This window comes from Bacillus cereus group sp. MG16 (assembly GCF_040459875.1).
GTDB classification, from domain to species: domain Bacteria; phylum Bacillota; class Bacilli; order Bacillales; family Bacillaceae_G; genus Bacillus_A; species Bacillus_A paranthracis.
Genome location: NZ_JARVHE010000001.1, coordinates 2,113,470 through 2,131,009, shown reverse-complemented (window position 1 = coordinate 2,131,009; position 17,540 = coordinate 2,113,470). Strand labels below are relative to the sequence as shown.

The window sequence follows — 17,540 nt, the reverse complement described above, 5'->3', positions numbered from 1 at the left end:
TAGAAAACATAGCCCGATACAAAAATTAAAGAGGTCGGATTTCACTTTTTCTATAATAATAGAGCAAGTGTCTGTATTAAAGCTGTCGTTTGACCAGATAAAGATTTCGATATTTTTTCACGTTGTGAATCAGTCAATCCATCTAAAAGCGGCTTTAATTCCGTTAGCTCTACTTCTAATCGATGAATATGGTCTGTCACTTCATTCACTTGTTTCGAAACGTGTTCATTGATACCGAGCAGCTTCTTCTTCTCCTCGATTTTCTCTTTAATCTCACAAAGCGGCATATGCATTTCTTTGCACTTCTCAATAAATTGTAATGTCTCAAATGCTGTTTCGTCGTAATAGCGATAATTAGATTGAGATCGCTCCGCTTTTAAGATACCTAGATTCGTATAATAATCAATCGTTCGTTTCGACACGTGAGCCATGAGAGCCAACTGTCCGATTCGATACACCTTCCCAACGATCTTCCCCCCTTGTTTATATTACTAACATCATACAATACATAAACTGTACAGTCAAACGTGACGGTTTATTATTCATAATTTATACAAAATTCCAAGACCCGCCCTATTATTATTCCATACAAGTAATCTACACTTATACAAGAAAATTACTAAACTATTACTTCGTCACTACATTGTCTGCAACTTTTAACCTTTCTTATTAAAAAACATATCCTATTAATAATGATTGCTTGTATAGGAGATGATTAACATGAGAAAGACACTCATTTCTCATTTTTATAATGAAGAATACCTACTTCCATGGTGGCTTATGCATCACACGAAAATATTCGATCACGGTATTTTAATTAATAGAGGTTCTACAGATCGTTCAGTTGAAATTTGCAAATTATTTGCTCCCCACTGGGAAGTACGAAATTCAAGATTCCTTGAATTCGATCCCACTAATACTGACATTGAAGTAATGGAAATGGAGAGAGAAGTTTCAGGTTGGAAGATGGTATTAAATACTACAGAATTTCTTTGTTGTAATAATGTAGAAGAATTTTTCTCTTCACTTCATACGCTAGGTCAAAATATGTATGCGATTCGAATGATTGTCATGATTGATAAGCATGATTACAATTATTCAAAACTAAGATATTCTATTCCATTAGTAGAGCAACGATACCATGGTCTTTTTCCTTATAAACCAGAAATCGGCTGCGCCTGGAGATTTATACACAATCATCTTGATGGCGCATATTTACCAGGCAGACATTTTACGCGGCACCAACCTATCGTTTATAACTCCCCTTCATTCATTTTCAAATTTTATTTTAGCCCTTGGAACGAACATACAAAGGCAAGAAAATTACAAATAACACCTACACTTTCAAAAAAGGGCATTCGAATGGGACTTCAAGCACATTATGGTCAGTCCCTTGAGCAACTCGAAATTCGATTTTTAGAGCTTAGTAGCATAACACAAGATCTTCGTAACCACCCTGAATATCAACAATTATTCCCTAAATTTAAACCTTAATATTTCTCATATCATCATTTCCCACACATTTTTACGCACTTAGTCAAAAACAAAACCATTTGCATACAATATGAATACTGTATATATTATATTTTTTATTTTAGGAGGAAAAAATGAAAGCTGTTATTCTTGCTGGTGGATACGGGACAAGGATTGGGGAAGAAACACATTTAAAACCGAAACCTATGATTGAAATTGGAACAAAACCTATTCTATGGCACATTATGAGTTTGTATAGCCATTACGGTATTACTGAATTTATTATTTGTTTAGGCTATAAAGGATATGCAATTAAAGAATTCTTTTTAAATTACAACTTACACATGTCCGATTTCACAATACATTTAAGCGATAATACAATTACTAGCCATTCTCATCGTGTAGAACCGTGGAAAGTTACACTAATCGATACTGGTGTAAATACCGAAACGGGAGGACGAGTGAAAAGAATTCAAAATTTTGTTGGAGACGAACCTTTCTGCCTCACTTATGGTGATGGATTAAGTAACGTAAATATAAAAGAACTTATTGCATTTCATAAAAAACATGGAAAAATGGCAACTGTTACCGCCGTACAACCTCCTGGTAGATTCGGTTCTCTCATATTAAATAAACAGTCTGTAACATCTTTTCAAGAGAAGCCACTCGGGGATGGCGGATGGGTTAACGGTGGATTTTTCGTTTTAAATCCTGAAGTTTTCAATTACATTAGTGGAGATAAGTCTGTTTTTGAAACAGACACTTTAGTTCAGTTAGTAAACAAAAACGAACTATCAGCATATCAACATACTGGTTTTTGGCATCCGATGGATACATTGCGCGATAAAAATAAATTAGTCGAGCTATGGGAAAGTAATAACGCTCCGTGGAAGGTTTGGTAATATGGCTTCTTCATCTTTTTGGAATAAGAAAACAGTATTTATTACGGGACATACTGGATTTAAAGGCTCTTGGCTCACCCTTTTCTTAACTTCTTTAGGTGCAGAAGTAGTTGGCTTTTCTTCTCATCCCCCATCGATTCCTAATCTTTTTGAACAATGTAACGTAGCAAAAGAGTGCATAACAATTAAAGGCGACATTACAGATTACGATTCTTTATTACACGCCCTAAAACATCATAACCCTGACATACTATTTCATTTAGCTGCCCAGCCAATCGTCACCACTTCATACAAAGATCCTATCGAAACATTTAAAACGAATGTTTTAGGCACTGTTCACGTATTGGAAGCTGCAAAACATATAGAAAGTATACGTGGCATCATTAATGTTACAAGTGATAAATGTTATGAAAATGACGGGAGCGGTAACCGGGCATTCGTGGAATTTGACCGGCTAGGAGGTATCGACCCTTATAGTGCTAGTAAAGCTTGCGCTGAAATAGTGGCAACATCCTATCAAAAATCATTCTTCCACACTAATACTCAGAAACTCGCCTCAGTAAGAGCAGGTAACGTCATCGGTGGTGGTGATTGGGCCGAAGACCGATTATTCCCAGATGTCATTCGTGCATATTTACAAGATGGTACATTAACGATTAGAAACAAAAAGGCTATTCGCCCGTGGCAACACGTATTAGATCCTTTACACGGCTATATCCTTTTAGCTGAAAAACTTTGGACAGACGCTGCATATGCAGAAGCGTGGAATTTCGGTCCGCTGAACGAACCTAACAGAACCGTTCATGATGTCATTCAATCTGTAATAAAATTATGGAATAAACAACTAACAATCACTTCCCCCTCTACAAACACTCCTTATGAATCGCCTGTTTTAACACTCGATAGTACAAAAGCAGTAACTAAACTCGGCTGGACTCCTAAGTTATCAACAGATAAGGCTATCACTTGGACTGTTGATTGGTACAAAAAATATGCATCTGGTGAAAATATCGAATCTTTCACGCGACAACAAATCGATGCATTCAAAAATTTATAAGGGGGCTATAAAATGGAACAGAAAAAATGCCGTTTTTGCCACTCATTACTCAGCAACACTTTTTTAGATTTAGGTGTTTCTCCTCTCGCTAACTCATTTGTTTCTCCAGAAAACTCATATAAAATGGAACCATTTTATCCATTGCACACATTTGTTTGTCACTCTTGTTTACTCGTACAATTAGATGAATTTGAATCTCCGCACAATATTTTTCATGACTATTTATACTTTAGCTCTTACTCATCAAGCTGGTTACTGCATGCTAAACAATATGTAGAAATGGCGATTAAGCGCTTCCACTTAAAGAAACATTCAAAGGTGGTTGAAATTGCGAGTAACGACGGATATTTATTACAATACTTTCAAAAAGAACATATCGAAACGTTAGGAATTGAACCAGCACAAAATGTAGCAGAAATCGCTATCCAAAAAGGAATTCCTACCGAAGTGAATTTTTTCAGCAACGACTTAGCAAAAAAATTACCGCAAGCAGATTTAATCATCGCTAATAACGTATTAGCACATGTTCCAAACTTGCATGATTTTGTCGCCGGTTTAAAAACATTATTAAAACAAGACGGAACAATAACAATTGAATTCCCGCACTTATTAAATCTCATATCCTTTAAACAGTTTGATACGATATACCATGAGCACTTCTCCTATTTCTCACTTATAAGCCTGCAAAAAGTTTTATCTCACCATCATTTACAAATTGTCGATGTAGAAGAACTTGCAACGCACGGTGGTTCCTTACGTATTTTTGTAAAACATCATAGTGACGAATCAACTATCTATTCTAGTGTTACAAAATTAATCCAAAAAGAAGTGGATCACGGGCTAAATACATTAGATTGTTATCTCCTTTTTTCTAAACGCATCGAACAATTGAAAATAAATATTTTACAGTTTTTTATCGAAGCGAAAGCTTTAAACAAACAAATTATCGGTTACGGTGCGCCAGCTAAAGGAAACACCCTTTTAAATTATTGCGGGATAGGAAAAGAATTTCTAGCTTATACAGTAGATAAAAACCCTCATAAACAAAATCTCCTTCTACCAGGAACCCGCATTCCAATAAAATCTCCAGAAGAAATAAAACGTACAAAACCTGATTACATTCTTATACTTCCTTGGAATTTAAAAGACGAGATTATGAAAGAATGCTCTTTCATTCGTGAGTGGGGCGGCAAATTTTTAGTAACAATACCAGAAGTTGAGGTAATTGAGCCATGAAAAAAATCCTTGTAACAGGCGGTAGCGGATGGATTGGTAAATATGTTGTACATTCTCTTATTCAAAAGGGCTATGAAGTGCACGCCACTTACAATACAAATAAGCCTTCCCATCTTTCTTGCCATTGGCATAAAGTCAACTTACTTTGCGATGAAGAAGTAAAAAAACTCATTTACGACATGAAGCCTAGTCATCTCATTCATTTAGCTTGGGAAGCAGTGCCGCCAGCGTGTTATGTATCTATCAATAATTACTATTGGCTTACGTCTAGTATCTCATTGATTCAACACTTCACAACATGCGGCGGAAAGCGAGTCGTCGTTGCCGGTACTGGCGCAGAGTATGAATGGTTTAACGGTGTATTGTTTGAAGATTCACCGCTTCTTTCTTATAAAACCCCGTATTCATTATGTAAAAATGCACTACACTCCTGGCTCCAAACGTACGCCAAGCAAACCGGTCTCAGCATGTGTTGGGGCCGCATTTTTCATATGTATGGCCCTCACGAACAAGGGAATCGACTCGTTTCTAACATTATCACTTCTTTATTAAAAAATGAGGAAGCACTATGTACACATGGAAAACAATCAAGAGATTTCCTCCATGTGAGCGACGTCGCTCATGCTCTCGTAACAGTATTAGAACACGACGTTACAGGCACAATCAATATCGCTTCTGGTCAATCTGTACAAATTAAAGAATTAGCATCTATCATTGGGAAAAAGATAGGAAAAGAGCATTTAATTAAACTGGGTGCAATCCCTTTCTCTAAAGATGAACCTTTATTTGTCGGGGTTCATGTAGAACGTTTAAAAACTGAAGTAAACTGGAAACCGACATACGATCTAAATACAGGAATCGAAGAAACAATTTCATGGTGGGAATCATTTATACAAAAGCATAACGGTACGCATCACTAAAACGTAAATCCTTCGTCCCTCCTGCTAATTCCTTATACCATTCTTCTAATCTTTCCGGCGTAATAATATGGTGTGTACCCATCCCCCCATGCTTACTAGCTTCAGAAAGAGTCGGACCAATTTGTAACTTTCTCTTTCTCATCGCATCGTTCCACGGACTAAATCCAAACCATAATATACAAGCAAGAGGGGGATAAATCATAGATTCATGCGCGGATAAATGTCTTCCAACTGTATAACTTCCGTGTTCATGATTATGAATAAATCTACCTCTTCTCCACAACGGCCAATCTTCTGGTAAATAACCATGAAATCGCTGTTTCATTAAAGGGAGTCCAAAGTTAAGGTCCGGATAACTGTAGTTAGGATCATCAACCATAATAAGCCCTTCTAGCCAATACATCCTCCCTCCCAATTCATTTAGTGATTTCCAAAACTGATTTTTATCTTGCACACAAAGAAACTCAGTCGTATTTAAAATCATTTTCCATCCTTGTATTTCTTGTTCTACCCTCATCACTTCATGATCCGTCGCATATGCATCAAACTCTGGATTTACAGAATCTCGCACTTCCCAATGCGGTGCGAATTTCTTACAAATCTCCACCGAACGATCTGTTGAGCCTTTATTAATTAAAATACCATGATCAAACAGTTTCGTATGATGAGCAAGCCACCACGGTAATAAATACTCTTCATTATAAAAATGAGAAATAACGGTTGTAGTTATAATAATCTCCTCTTTCTCTATTAATCTATTTTTCATCCTACAACCAATATACTCATAAACTAAAAATATGTTTCCTATATTAATAACCAAATAGTATTACTAATATTTTGTAAGTTTTCCTTCGGTACCCAGCCATCCTCACCACCTGTTTTTTCACACCAAACCCATCCATTCAATTCTTCTAATCCAATCAATCTTTCTCCAATACTTACATTTATTTCTTTGGCAGTATATTGTTTCGTAATGATTCCTACATCAGTTGTATTTTTCATTATAAGTTGCTCCGGAACCCACCCTTTCCGATCATATTTCTCTTCGTGACAAAACATCCAGTTCTCCCAATTTTCAGGACCATCGTAACTCTCTATCATTTTCACTACATCCCCCTCTTCTAAGCGAATTGGATCAGGATAATTGTTAACATGTGATTTTATCACGATATATTTCATAACAGCCTCCAATAATCAGAAAATTAAGTTATAATATCATTATAACTTAAGAAGGGGGAATACACATGTACTACAACACTTCATTCGAAAACGATCAACCAGTAGGCCGTCTATAAACTAAGACGGGCATTCATATAGCACGTGCACTATGCCTCGTCTTAGGGAACTCATCATACCCTAAAAATAGACGGAGGTACTTTACATGAGACAAACAATTTTAGGAGCTATATGTTTATCGCTAGCAGCTAGTATATGGGGCGGTATGTATGTTGTTAGCAAATATGTACTCGACTTTATCCCACCACTGACACTCGTTTGGTTACGCTTTATCATTGCTTTTGTTGTTTTATATATGATTTTAAAAATAACTGAGAAAAAGCAAAAGAAAACAGTAACCATTCGTAAAAAAGATTGGCTCCTATTCGCTTGGATTGGATTTATCGGATACTTCATTTCGATCACTTGTCAATTTATCGGAACAAAATTATCCGACGCTCATACAGGATCTTTAGTAACGTCAGCTACACCTGCATTTATGGTTATATTTGCAGCAATCATTTTAAAAGAAAAACTAACCGCTCGTAGAATGTTATCTACTATCATAGCGACAATCGGTGTCATAATCGTAATCGGATGGGATATTGAAATTGGCTCCTATTTTATCGGTACAATCATATTAGTTGGAGCAGCTATTACGTGGGCTTTACTATCTATTTATGTAAAGATTGCTTCAGCTCAATTTTCATCTTTAGTAATTACAACGTACGCTATTTTCTTTTCACTCTTTTTTATTACACCTTTTATGATATGGGAATTTCAATCAAACCCTATTGAACATATGAACCTATATGTAGTATTAGGCGTACTTTATTTAGGAATTGTCTCAACGGCAGGTGCCTTTTTCCTTTGGAATAAAGGATTAGAATTAATGGACGCTAGCATCGGTTCGTTATTTTTCTTCTTCCAACCTATCGTCGGATCGTTGCTTGGTTGGTTCTTATTAAATGAGACATTAAATAGTAACTTTTTCATTGGTGGTATTCTTATTATATGTAGCGTTTTCATTACTACTTTTGAAAGGAAATGAAAAACAGGCAGAGATTAAATATCTCTGCCTGTCTTTTTACACTCTTTACGCACCCCAATGCGATGGACGAGACAACAATTTCGGTAATTTCGTATGTTTGTCCCCTCTCGCCGCATTAACTTGAACTTGCGTCAGAAAAATACTATTTGTAAAATCAGCCCCGCGAATATCTGCATCTCGTAAATCTGCTCCGATGAGATCCGCACCGCGTAAGTTTGCACCATTTAAGTTAGCCGCAATTAAATACGCTCCTCTTAAATTCGCCCCTTGTAAATCTTTCTTTTTCAGGTTTGCTCCCATAAGATCTGCGCCGCGGTGTATGATTCGTTTCTTACGCATCGCATTCATTTCCTTCCATACTAATTCGCTCGTTTCTAAAAGGAGGATGTTCACTTCCGCTCTGTGTAATGGAACATTTATTTTCATTAACTCATCTGGACTTAAATTGGACAGACGCTCAGTCTCTTCAATTACTTTACTTAATTCTTTATGGATTGATTGTGTCGCCTTCAATAAAATAGCCTCATTCAAATACCAAAGCATTTCATGGAGCTGATGCATAACTGGAAAAGCATCATACATTTTTCTCGCATGCTTAGCATCTTTCCGCCAATCCATCCCGTTAAAAGTAACTTGAGAAATTTTCTGTCCAGCGCCAAAACATTCAAATACTGTACAACCTTTATAACCTTTTCCTCTAAGATCTTTATGTATGCTACATTTATAATCTGACTGTAAATTAGAACATGGTTTACCACCATCTTTATTCACTGCAAAATCTACTGATGCTGCAAACGGTAACGCCACACAACATAAACCGAAGCATTTTTCACAGTTTGCTTTTAAATGATCGTTATGATTAGTCAAAATGTATACCCCCTGTTGTCTTTTGACTATTTCATAATATTCTAACTGCATGAAATAATCAATTTAAAAATAAACGAGCGTCTTTCATTTCAAATCATAACTTTATCATTCTATTTCCTTTCAATTGAAAAGGACTAACTCTGCCTATTGAATTATAATTAAATTATAAATATTCAAACTAAAAGGAGAGTTACTATGACACTACAAATGAAAACAAACTGTCAAATTTGCGATCAATCGCTGGAGCAAGATTCTGAAGCATACATTTGCGTGTATGAATGTACATTTTGCGCACCATGTACAGAAGAAAGACATAACGTTTGCCCAAACTGCGGCGGCGAGTTAGTACGTAGACCGAAAAAGAAACAGTAAAAAGCAAAGCGATATCGCTTTGCTTTTTTTAGGCATATGAAATTATATCAACGATTTTTTTAATATATCGACGTTTCGACAAAGGTTATCGACTTACCGACAAATAACGACATCTCTTCTATACCCATTCAACTTCAACACAACTTAAACATTTAAAAACTTCACACAAACAGGCTCTGGCACAACAACATCAGATTGTAAAAGTGTTAACTTCCCTGTCGTTTCATTTCTTGAAAATAATACAAGATTATGCGACTTTTCATTTGAAGCAATAAGGAACTTTTCAGTAGGATCTAATACAAAGTCTCTTGGCCAATTTCCTTCTGTAGATGTGTGTTCCACAAATGTAAGCTCACCTGAGTTTTGATCCACACTGAAAACAGCGATACTATTATGACCACGATTGCCTGCATATACAAACTGGCCGTCAGAAGAAATATGAATCGCACTTCCTTGATTATTTTCATCAAACGCGGCAGGAATAGTAGAAATATACTGTAATTCTGTAAATGATCCTTCTGCCGGATTATATGTTAACACAATAACCTCTGAACTAAGCTCCGTCATCACATACGCATACTTTCCATTTGGATGAAAAGTAATATGTCTCGGACCACTCCCTGGATTTACAGATAAACGATTTACTTCTTGTAATGCACTATCTTTTATTTCATACGTAATTAATTTATCTATTCCTAAATCAACGCCCACTACATACTTTTCATCAGGAGTATATCCCGCATAATGTGCATGTGGTTTTTCTTGTCTTTCTTTATTCGGACCTGAACCTTCATGTGCCATAATAGATGCGGCAGGATTTACGGTTCCATCTTCTTTATTTACTTCAAAAGACTCAATCGTTCCTTTATGGTAATTTGCTGTAACTACTGCATGATTTCCACTATCAACACTAATATGACAAGGAGAAGCCCCTTCTACTACTTGTCTATTTTCTTCCTTTAGCTCCCCTGTTTTACTATCAATTGAATAAGCAGCTACACCGCCAGATTCGCCTTCCTTAACAACGGAATAGAGATATCTATTATCTCGATTAATCGTTACATATGTAGGGTTATCCAACTTTGCCGCAAGTGCTACATTACTAATTTTCTTTGCTTCCGTATCTAAAGTAAACTTATATATTCCTTCACTATTTTCTTTCGTGTATGTTCCAACATATCCAATAAACTCTTTGTTATCCTTCATTTTCATAACCCTCTCTCCCTATATTTTTCATTCATCTTACTTCTTATAATGTTTTATGTTGAAAGAGTATCCTAAAAAATCGGAGTACCTCTTTATACGTTACCACATTTTCTTGTTAAATAGCTTTTAAACCCACTTTTTTTGATACGCTGCTATACTTTCATATTCTTCTTCCAATTGACGAGACAGACGAATATAGATTGGTGTTAAATCTTTATATTTTTCCACACTTTCCATGTTTGGTTCATGGTGGAAATTCGCACCTACCATTTCAGAAACTACATGCAACGTATCTACTTCACCTAAACTATATAAGCCGAGGATTGCTGCTCCTAAGCAAGAGCTTTCAAAACTTTCCGGAACATATACGTCTTGATGGAAAATATCTGCCATCATCTGTCTCCAAAGTTCCGATCTTGCAAAACCACCTGTCGCTTGAATTTTTTTCGGTTCACCAATGAGTTCTTTTAAAGCGAGAAGAACGGTGTATAAATTATAAATTACTCCTTCTAAAACAGCACGGATAAGATGTTCTTTCTTATGATGCAATCCAAGTCCAAAGAAAGATCCTCGCGCATTTGCATTCCATAAAGGAGCTCTTTCTCCTGCTAAATACGGGTGAAATAATAAACCGTCGGACCCCGGACTCACTTTTGCTGCTATTTCAGTAAGCACTTCATATGGATCTTTTCCTAAGCGCTTCGCAAGTTCAATCTCTGAAGTACCTAATTGATCACGAGCCCATCTGAAAATCATACCACCGTTATTAACTGGTCCGCCAATTACCCAATGGTCTTCAGTTAGGGCGTAACAAAAAATTCTACCTTTCGGATCAGTTGCAGGTCGATTTGTTACAGCACGTATCGCACCGCTTGTACCAATTGTAACAGCCACAACACCAGGATCAATTGCATTTACACCTAAATTGGATAGGACTCCGTCACTCGCTCCTACTACAAATGGAGTAGAAACAAGCACATTCATCTCATTGGCAATCTCTTCATCTAATCCTGTTAAGCTGTGCGTCGTTGGAACAAGTTTAGAAAGCTTTTCATCTGTAATGCCCGCTACATGTAAAGCCTCCTCATCCCATTTTAAAGATCTCAAATTGAACATTCCTGTCGCTGATGCTATAGAATAATCAATTACATATTCTTTATATAACTTATAAAACACATATTCTTTAATAGAAATGAATTTATAACTTTTTGCGAACAATTCTGCCTGCTCATTCTGTAACCAAACTAATTTCGAAAGTGGTGACATCGGATGAATTGGTGTTCCAGTCCGTAAATAAATTTCATGACCATTCCTATCATTCTTTATTTTCTCTGCCCAGCTTGCACTTCTATTATCTGCCCAAGTAATACATCTCGTTAACGGCTTTCCCTTCTCATCTACAGCAATGATACTATGCATTGCCGAACTAAAAGAGACACATAGAATATCCTTCGGCTGTACACTACTTGACTGTACAGTTTCTTTAATCGTATGTATTACTGCACGAAAAATTTCTTCTGGGTCTTGTTCTGCTGTTTCCGGCGTAGGAGAATATAAAGGATATTCAATTCCATGACTTGCAATAACAGATCCATCAGTAGAAAATAGAACTGATTTTGTACTAGTTGTCCCAATGTCTACACCAATCATATATTTTGAGCTCACCATTTCTTCCTCCTAACAAAAAATTTCTACAGTATACCACCATAAAAATACATTCCTTTTATCTATTGATAACGTTGTATGCTGCATTTATTTGAATAGAAACATCCCTATTTTAAACAAACATATCGAGTAGTAAAACCCCTCCAAAAGCGATAAATGAAAGTAATGTTTCTAATACTGTCCATGTTTTAAATGTTTCTTTCACTGTTAAACCTAGGTATTCTTTTACCATCCAGAACCCAGCATCGTTTACGTGAGAAAACATTAATGCTCCTGCACCCGTTGCAATGACGAGTAATTCTAAATTCACACCTGTCGTATTTTCAACGATTGGCGAAACGATACCCGCTGCTGTTGTTAAGGCAACTGTCGCTGACCCTGTCGCAATTCGAATTAGTCCCGCTACTATAAATGCTAATACAATTGGAGATAGAGCTAAATGCTCAGACATTTGAGCAATAGCTTTGCCTACACCACTATCGATAAGAATTTGCTTAAATCCGCCACCAGCACCAATAATCGCAACAATTGAACCGATTGGTAATAAGCTATCTTCTGTTACCTTCTTAATAGCCTTTTTATCGATACCTTGACGAAATCCAAGAAAATAAAACGCTGCAAAACATGCAATCAATAACGCAATGATAGGACTACCGATTAATGTGATAATCTTCATCAAAGTAGTAGAAAGTGGAACATAAGGAGCCGCTGCAGCTAAAACCATTAACATAACTGGTAACAATATGACTAAAAATGAAACTCCTATTCCTGGTAATTTCGTTGATTTTGTATTTACACGAATCAATTCTGGCTCATTTTCAGGAATTACACGTTTGTGAATCCATTTAGCGAATATAGGACCTGCAATAATCGCTGCAAAAAATGTAATAATGAGTGAATACAATAATACCTTCCCAAGGTTCGCTTTATAAATACCTATTGCAACGATTGCCCCTGGATGCGGAGGAACAAGACCGTGTACGACAGATAGCCCAGCAATTGCTGGTAACGCTATCAATAAAATATTTTGTTTCGTAGTTTTATGAATGGAAATTACTAACGGCAATAATATTAAAATGCCTACTTCGAAAAACACTGGAATTCCAATAATAAAACCTGCAATTAACATAGCCCATGGTAAGTTTTTTATCCCAAAGGATTTAATAAAGAACTCTGCCACTTGCATTCCAGCACCTGACTCTGCCATCATTTTCCCTAAAATTGTACCTAATACCAAAATACCTACTAAATGCCCAAGAACACTTCCGACTCCCGTTTCATAAGCACTCACTATTTTATCCATTGGCATTCCAGACATAATTGCTAAAAATAAACTTGCAATCGTTAAACTAATAAACGCATGCCATCTCCACCACGATACCCCTAAAATAACAATTACAATTGATAATAATGTAATCATTAAAAGGTACATATTCATACGCAATTCCACCCCTTCATGTAAACCCTTTCAAAAATGCTGTACAATGAAAAGAACCTATATAGTTCTTTTTTGAGTAAAAATTTATATATCGATATACAACTCATCTTCACAACATAATAATTTATATAAAAAGAATCTCCCTTACCAGAGATACATGTTACCTACTCTCTCTGATAAGGGGATTTCTCTTTCATAATTGTAATGTTATTGTGATAAACGCTACGCGTAAGCAAATTTTCCTTCTTCAAAAGTGAATGACACTTTCTTCTCTTGCTATTTTCACATAGTAAGACTCCAAACTCGGGATCCAAGTTAAACGATAAAGTTACCTAGGAATCTTTCCTCTCATGAAAAGCAATTTTCGGAAAGCCTCTTACTTTTATGCATTATAATTTAGGTGCTTTCGCCCAATCCGCAGCAAACTTCTCAATACCTTGATCTGTTAATGGATGCATAGCAAGTTGTTCAATTACTTTATAAGGAATTGTTGCGATGTGAGCCCCTGCCATCGCTACACGAGTTACATGATCTGGATGTCTAACAGACGCCGCAATAATTTGTGTATCTAATTGATGAACATCGAATAATTCAGCAATTTTAGCAACTAATAATACACCATCTTCAGAAATATCATCTAAACGTCCTAAAAATGGAGAAACATACGTTGCACCTGCTCGAGCAGCTAAAAGTGCTTGGTTCACCGTGAAAATAAGTGTAACGTTCGTTTTCACACCTTTTTCAGTAAGGTAGCGACAAGCTTCTAATCCTGCTAACGTCATCGGAAGTTTAATTGTAACTTTTTCATCGCCGCCGTTAATCTTAATCAGTTCCTCTGCTTGAGCAATCATCTCTTCAGCTGTAACAGCATCTGGCGTTACTTCTGCCGAAACTGATTCAACTTTAGAAACTGCCTGACAAATTTCTGCAATACGGTCTTCAAATTTAATGCCCTCTTTTGCTACTAAAGAAGGATTCGTTGTAACACCAGCTAAAACTCCAAGTTTATATGCTTTTTTTATGTCCTCAAGATTTGCAGTATCAATAAAAAATTTCATGATCAATTCCCTCCATTTTTTAAACGTCAATGAGTTAAATTTTTAAGATATTTATTTCTTTTCTACTGCATGTCCGCCAAATTCATTGCGCAGAGCAGCTACTACTTTTCCTGTAAATGTATCATTGTCTAATGAGCGGTAGCGCATTAATAACGACATTGCGATAACAGGAGTTGCTGTTTGAAGGTCTAATGCTGTTTCTACTGTCCATTTTCCTTCACCAGAAGAATGCATAACACCCTTAATTTCATCTAGTTTTGCATCTTTAGAAAATGCATTTTCTGTTAATTCCATTAACCATGAACGGATTACTGAACCGTTGTTCCATACTCTTGATACTTTTTCATAATCGTAGTCAAATTCACTTTTCTCTAGAATCTCAAATCCTTCACCAATAGCAGCCATCATACCGTATTCAATTCCGTTGTGAACCATTTTTAAGAAGTGACCACTACCAGCTTTTCCAACATATAAGTATCCATTTTCTACAGCAGTATCACGGAAGATAGGTTCAACGATGTCCCAAGCTTCTTGATCTCCTCCGATCATATAACAAGCACCATTACGAGCGCCTTCCATTCCGCCAGAAGTTCCTGCATCCATAAAGTGAATACCATCTTTCTTTAGTTGCTCATATCGGCGAATAGACTCTTTATAATGTGAATTACCCGCTTCAATTAAAATATCTCCTTTTGATAAAAGTGGTGTAACCTCATCGATAACGGAATCTACAACAGCGTGTGGTACCATAACCCAAAGAACTCTTGGTGATTGTAATGACTGAACAAGTTCATTTAAACTAGATGCACCTGTTGCCCCGTACTCTTTCATTTCTTCCACTGCACTTGCATTCAAGTCAAATGCTGCTACTTCATGTTTATGATCTATTAAATTTTTCCCTAAGTTTAGTCCCATTTTACCTAAACCAATTAATCCTACTTGCATAATATAATTCCTCCTCAAATCATCTTTTATTAAAAATTCATATCACTACAATCTGGAATACCTTGCAGCACTGATATGTACGGAAAGGTATTCACAGTCATAGCTTAAGAATTTAATACATTTTTTGTAATTTGAACAACATTTTCTGTCGTAAATCCAAATAGATTCATGACTTCAGCACCAGTTCCTGAAGCTCCAAATGTTTCAATCGATAATATGTTTCCTTCTTGTCCTACATAACGCTCCCAGCCGAGAGATACACCCATCTCAAGAGATACTCGTTTCGTTACAGAAGACGGAAGAACGGATTCTTTATATTCTTTCGATTGGCGATCGAATAACTCCCAGCTTGGCATTGCAACGATGCGAACAGAGACATTGTCTTCTTCTAGTTTCGCTTTTGCACTAGCAGCTAAGGATACTTCAGAACCTGTCGCAATTAAAATTGCATCCGGATTTTCATTCGTTTGTGTTAATACGTAAGCCCCTTTAGAAAGATTCTCTATGTTTGCTTTCGTTTCATGAAACACCGGTAAATTTTGACGGCTAAGTACTAAAACGACTGGACCATCCGTTTGCTGTAAAGCATACGCCCACGCACTTGCTGTTTCATTTGCATCTGACGGACGGATAACTGTTAAACCAGGAATTGCCCGAAGAGCTGCTAAATGTTCAATAGGTTCATGCGTTGGACCATCTTCTCCTACAGCAATCGAATCATGTGTAAATACGTACGTAACAGGTAACTTTTGCAATGCAGCCAGTCGAATAGATGGACGAAGATAGTCATTAAATACAAAGAATGTACTCACGAACGGTTTTACTCCTCCATGAAGAGCCAGTCCATTCGCTGCTGCGCCCATTGCATGTTCACGTACACCAAAGTATATATTTCGGCCAGCATACGATTCTACCGCATACACTGCTTCACCTTTTATATCTGTCATCGTAGAATGAGAAAGATCCGCACTTCCACCGAAAATAGAAGGAATCGATTTCACATAATGATTAATAGCTTCCCCACTTGCAACACGAGTTGAAATCGTTTTTTCAGTATCGAAGGATAAAATGTCTTTCGCTTCGATTAAAACTTCACCTGTAATCGCTTTTTCTAATTCATCTGCTAGTGCAGGGTTTGACTCTCTGTATAAGTTGAACTGCTCATTCCAGCCATGTTCTTTTTCAATACCTTTTTGTTTCAGTTCATTAAAATGAGCTGTTACTTCTTCAGGTACAAAGAAGTCTTCTTTATAATGCCAACCATACACTTGTTTTGTCGCTGTCGCTTCTTCTACTCCAAGCGGGTTACCATGTGCTTTGTTCGTTCCAGCAACTTTTGGACTTCCGTAACCTATAACGGTTCTAATTTCTATAAGAGTAGGTTGGTCCGCATTATCTTTCGCTAATTGAATCGCTTTTGTAATCGCATCAACATCGTTTCCATCTTCAACTCTTACATATTGCCAATGTGCAGATTCTACCCTTTTCTGCATATCTTCAGAGAAAGCAATGTTTAATTCACCATCAAGTGAAATTTCATTTGAATCATACAGCACAATTAACTTGCCAAGTTTCATATGTCCTGCCATTGACATCGCTTCATAAGCGACACCTTCCATTAAATCACCGTCTCCAACTAAAGCGTACGTATTGTGATCAATAATAGAGTGACCATCCTTATTGAACTTCGCTGCTAAATGCGCTTCTGCCATTGCCATTCCGACAGCATTGGCAATCCCTTGTCCTAACGGGCCTGTCGTCGCTTCAACTCCAGAAGTATGACCAAACTCAGGATGTCCTGGTGTTTTACTATTTAACTTTCTGAAGTTTTTCAAGTCATCAATTGAAACGTCATATCCAGCTAAATGAAGTAAGCTATATAATAAGCTAGATCCATGTCCCGCCGATAAAACGAAGCGATCACGGTTAAACCATTTTGGATGATTAGGATTATGATTTAAATGATTCGCCCATAATGCATAAGCCATTGGCGCTGCTCCCATCGGAAGACCTGGATGACCTGAATTTGCCGCATTAATAGCATCAATTGATAACGTACGAATTGTATTCACTGCTAATTGATTTATGTTTTGTGTCATAGTAATCGTCCCCCTACATGCTTTCATGAAAGAAAG

The 17,540-nt window shown here is 36.7% G+C and carries 17 protein-coding genes; 7 read left to right on the top strand and 10 right to left on the bottom strand.

The window, feature by feature from the left end; genetic code table 11:
• Positions 1 to 50: 50 nt before the first annotated feature.
• Positions 51 to 458, bottom strand: a complete 408-nt coding sequence (locus QCI73_RS10925; RefSeq protein ID WP_000285640.1) for a MerR family transcriptional regulator — start codon at positions 456 to 458, stop codon at positions 51 to 53.
• 253 nt (positions 459 to 711) lie between these two features.
• On the opposite strand from QCI73_RS10925, the gene QCI73_RS10920 reads away from it, so the two are divergent.
• The 5 genes from QCI73_RS10920 (at position 712) to QCI73_RS10900 (ending at position 5,588) form a co-directional block, all read left to right on the top strand.
• Positions 712 to 1,494 (top strand): glycosyltransferase family 2 protein, encoded by a 783-nt coding sequence (locus QCI73_RS10920; RefSeq protein WP_353822902.1) that lies wholly within the window; start codon positions 712 to 714, stop codon positions 1,492 to 1,494.
• Positions 1,495 to 1,607: 113 nt separating this feature from the next.
• Positions 1,608 to 2,375, top strand: a complete 768-nt coding sequence (rfbF, locus tag QCI73_RS10915; protein WP_353822901.1) for a glucose-1-phosphate cytidylyltransferase — start codon at positions 1,608 to 1,610, stop codon at positions 2,373 to 2,375.
• Position 2,376: 1 nt separating this feature from the next.
• Positions 2,377 to 3,432 (top strand): CDP-glucose 4,6-dehydratase, encoded by a 1,056-nt coding sequence (gene rfbG / locus QCI73_RS10910; RefSeq protein WP_353822900.1) that lies wholly within the window; start codon positions 2,377 to 2,379, stop codon positions 3,430 to 3,432.
• 12 nt (positions 3,433 to 3,444) lie between these two features.
• A complete protein-coding gene (locus tag QCI73_RS10905) occupies positions 3,445 to 4,668 on the top strand; it encodes a class I SAM-dependent methyltransferase (protein ID WP_353822899.1) in 1,224 nt (407 codons plus the stop codon).
• Positions 4,665 to 5,588, top strand: a complete 924-nt coding sequence (locus tag QCI73_RS10900; protein WP_262725398.1) for an NAD-dependent epimerase/dehydratase family protein — start codon at positions 4,665 to 4,667, stop codon at positions 5,586 to 5,588. The genes QCI73_RS10905 and QCI73_RS10900 overlap by 4 nt, the downstream gene beginning before the upstream one ends.
• Here QCI73_RS10900 and QCI73_RS10895 read toward each other — a convergent pair.
• Together QCI73_RS10895 and QCI73_RS10890 are read right to left on the bottom strand one after the other, a co-directional pair.
• Positions 5,557 to 6,354 (bottom strand): glycosyltransferase family 2 protein, encoded by a 798-nt coding sequence (locus QCI73_RS10895; protein WP_078417148.1) that lies wholly within the window; start codon positions 6,352 to 6,354, stop codon positions 5,557 to 5,559. The genes QCI73_RS10900 and QCI73_RS10895 overlap by 32 nt on opposite strands.
• Before the next feature lie 38 nt (positions 6,355 to 6,392).
• Complete coding sequence (locus QCI73_RS10890) at positions 6,393 to 6,767, bottom strand: SH3 domain-containing protein (RefSeq protein WP_353822898.1); 375 nt, start codon at positions 6,765 to 6,767, stop codon at positions 6,393 to 6,395.
• Between the two features lie 202 nt (positions 6,768 to 6,969).
• On the opposite strand from QCI73_RS10890, the gene QCI73_RS10885 reads away from it, so the two are divergent.
• Positions 6,970 to 7,854, top strand: coding sequence for a DMT family transporter (locus QCI73_RS10885; protein WP_327922904.1), 885 nt, complete (start codon positions 6,970 to 6,972; stop codon positions 7,852 to 7,854).
• Positions 7,855 to 7,899: 45 nt separating this feature from the next.
• Here the strand turns inward: QCI73_RS10885 and QCI73_RS10880 are convergent, their stop codons facing one another.
• The gene (locus tag QCI73_RS10880; RefSeq protein WP_353822897.1) at positions 7,900 to 8,721 is read right to left on the bottom strand and encodes a pentapeptide repeat-containing protein; all 822 of its coding nucleotides are present in this window, start codon (positions 8,719 to 8,721) and stop codon (positions 7,900 to 7,902) included.
• 195 nt (positions 8,722 to 8,916) lie between these two features.
• Between QCI73_RS10880 and QCI73_RS10875 the strand changes: the two genes are divergently transcribed.
• Entirely contained in the window at positions 8,917 to 9,093 is a 177-nt protein-coding gene (locus tag QCI73_RS10875; protein WP_042875309.1) for a DUF1272 domain-containing protein, read from the top strand.
• Between the two features lie 144 nt (positions 9,094 to 9,237).
• Here QCI73_RS10875 and QCI73_RS10870 read toward each other — a convergent pair whose 3' ends face one another.
• The 6 genes from QCI73_RS10870 to tkt all read right to left on the bottom strand — a co-directional run bounded on the left by QCI73_RS10870 (position 9,238) and on the right by tkt (position 17,504).
• Positions 9,238 to 10,299 carry a lactonase family protein gene (locus QCI73_RS10870; RefSeq protein ID WP_353824104.1) on the bottom strand — a complete coding sequence of 354 codons (1,062 nt, stop codon included), beginning with the start codon at positions 10,297 to 10,299 and terminating at the stop codon, positions 9,238 to 9,240.
• Positions 10,300 to 10,425: 126 nt separating this feature from the next.
• A complete protein-coding gene (gene gntK, locus QCI73_RS10865; protein WP_353822896.1) occupies positions 10,426 to 11,967 on the bottom strand; it encodes a gluconokinase in 1,542 nt (513 codons plus the stop codon).
• Positions 11,968 to 12,076: 109 nt separating this feature from the next.
• Positions 12,077 to 13,402, bottom strand: coding sequence for a gluconate permease GntP (gene gntP / locus QCI73_RS10860; protein ID WP_353822895.1), 1,326 nt, complete (start codon positions 13,400 to 13,402; stop codon positions 12,077 to 12,079).
• Between the two features lie 389 nt (positions 13,403 to 13,791).
• The gene (gene fsa, locus QCI73_RS10855; RefSeq protein WP_353822894.1) at positions 13,792 to 14,460 is read right to left on the bottom strand and encodes a fructose-6-phosphate aldolase; all 669 of its coding nucleotides are present in this window, start codon (positions 14,458 to 14,460) and stop codon (positions 13,792 to 13,794) included.
• 51 nt (positions 14,461 to 14,511) lie between these two features.
• Entirely contained in the window at positions 14,512 to 15,405 is an 894-nt protein-coding gene (gene gnd / locus QCI73_RS10850; protein WP_353822893.1) for a phosphogluconate dehydrogenase (NAD(+)-dependent, decarboxylating), read from the bottom strand.
• A gap of 104 nt (positions 15,406 to 15,509) precedes the next feature.
• Positions 15,510 to 17,504, bottom strand: a complete 1,995-nt coding sequence (tkt, locus tag QCI73_RS10845; RefSeq protein ID WP_353822892.1) for a transketolase — start codon at positions 17,502 to 17,504, stop codon at positions 15,510 to 15,512.
• Between the last annotated feature and the right edge of the window lie 36 nt (positions 17,505 to 17,540).

Bases quoted from the DNA above. Each gene is read 5' to 3' on its own strand.
- QCI73_RS10920 (WP_353822902.1), top strand. From the start codon at position 712: ATGATTAACATGAGAAAGACACTCATTTCTCATTTTTATAATGAAGAA.
- rfbF (WP_353822901.1), top strand. From the start codon at position 1,608: ATGAAAGCTGTTATTCTTGCTGGTGGATACGGGACAAGGATTGGGGAA.
- rfbG (WP_353822900.1), top strand. From the start codon at position 2,377: ATGGCTTCTTCATCTTTTTGGAATAAGAAAACAGTATTTATTACGGGA.
- QCI73_RS10905 (WP_353822899.1), top strand. From the start codon at position 3,445: ATGGAACAGAAAAAATGCCGTTTTTGCCACTCATTACTCAGCAACACT.
- QCI73_RS10900 (WP_262725398.1), top strand. From the start codon at position 4,665: ATGAAAAAAATCCTTGTAACAGGCGGTAGCGGATGGATTGGTAAATAT.
- QCI73_RS10895 (WP_078417148.1), bottom strand. From the start codon at position 6,354: ATGAAAAATAGATTAATAGAGAAAGAGGAGATTATTATAACTACAACC.
- QCI73_RS10890 (WP_353822898.1), bottom strand. From the start codon at position 6,767: ATGAAATATATCGTGATAAAATCACATGTTAACAATTATCCTGATCCA.
- QCI73_RS10885 (WP_327922904.1), top strand. From the start codon at position 6,970: ATGAGACAAACAATTTTAGGAGCTATATGTTTATCGCTAGCAGCTAGT.
- QCI73_RS10875 (WP_042875309.1), top strand. From the start codon at position 8,917: ATGACACTACAAATGAAAACAAACTGTCAAATTTGCGATCAATCGCTG.
- QCI73_RS10870 (WP_353824104.1), bottom strand. From the start codon at position 10,299: ATGAAGGATAACAAAGAGTTTATTGGATATGTTGGAACATACACGAAA.
- gntK (WP_353822896.1), bottom strand. From the start codon at position 11,967: ATGGTGAGCTCAAAATATATGATTGGTGTAGACATTGGGACAACTAGT.
- gntP (WP_353822895.1), bottom strand. From the start codon at position 13,402: ATGAATATGTACCTTTTAATGATTACATTATTATCAATTGTAATTGTT.
- fsa (WP_353822894.1), bottom strand. From the start codon at position 14,460: ATGAAATTTTTTATTGATACTGCAAATCTTGAGGACATAAAAAAAGCA.
- gnd (WP_353822893.1), bottom strand. From the start codon at position 15,405: ATGCAAGTAGGATTAATTGGTTTAGGTAAAATGGGACTAAACTTAGGG.
- tkt (WP_353822892.1), bottom strand. From the start codon at position 17,504: ATGACACAAAACATAAATCAATTAGCAGTGAATACAATTCGTACGTTA.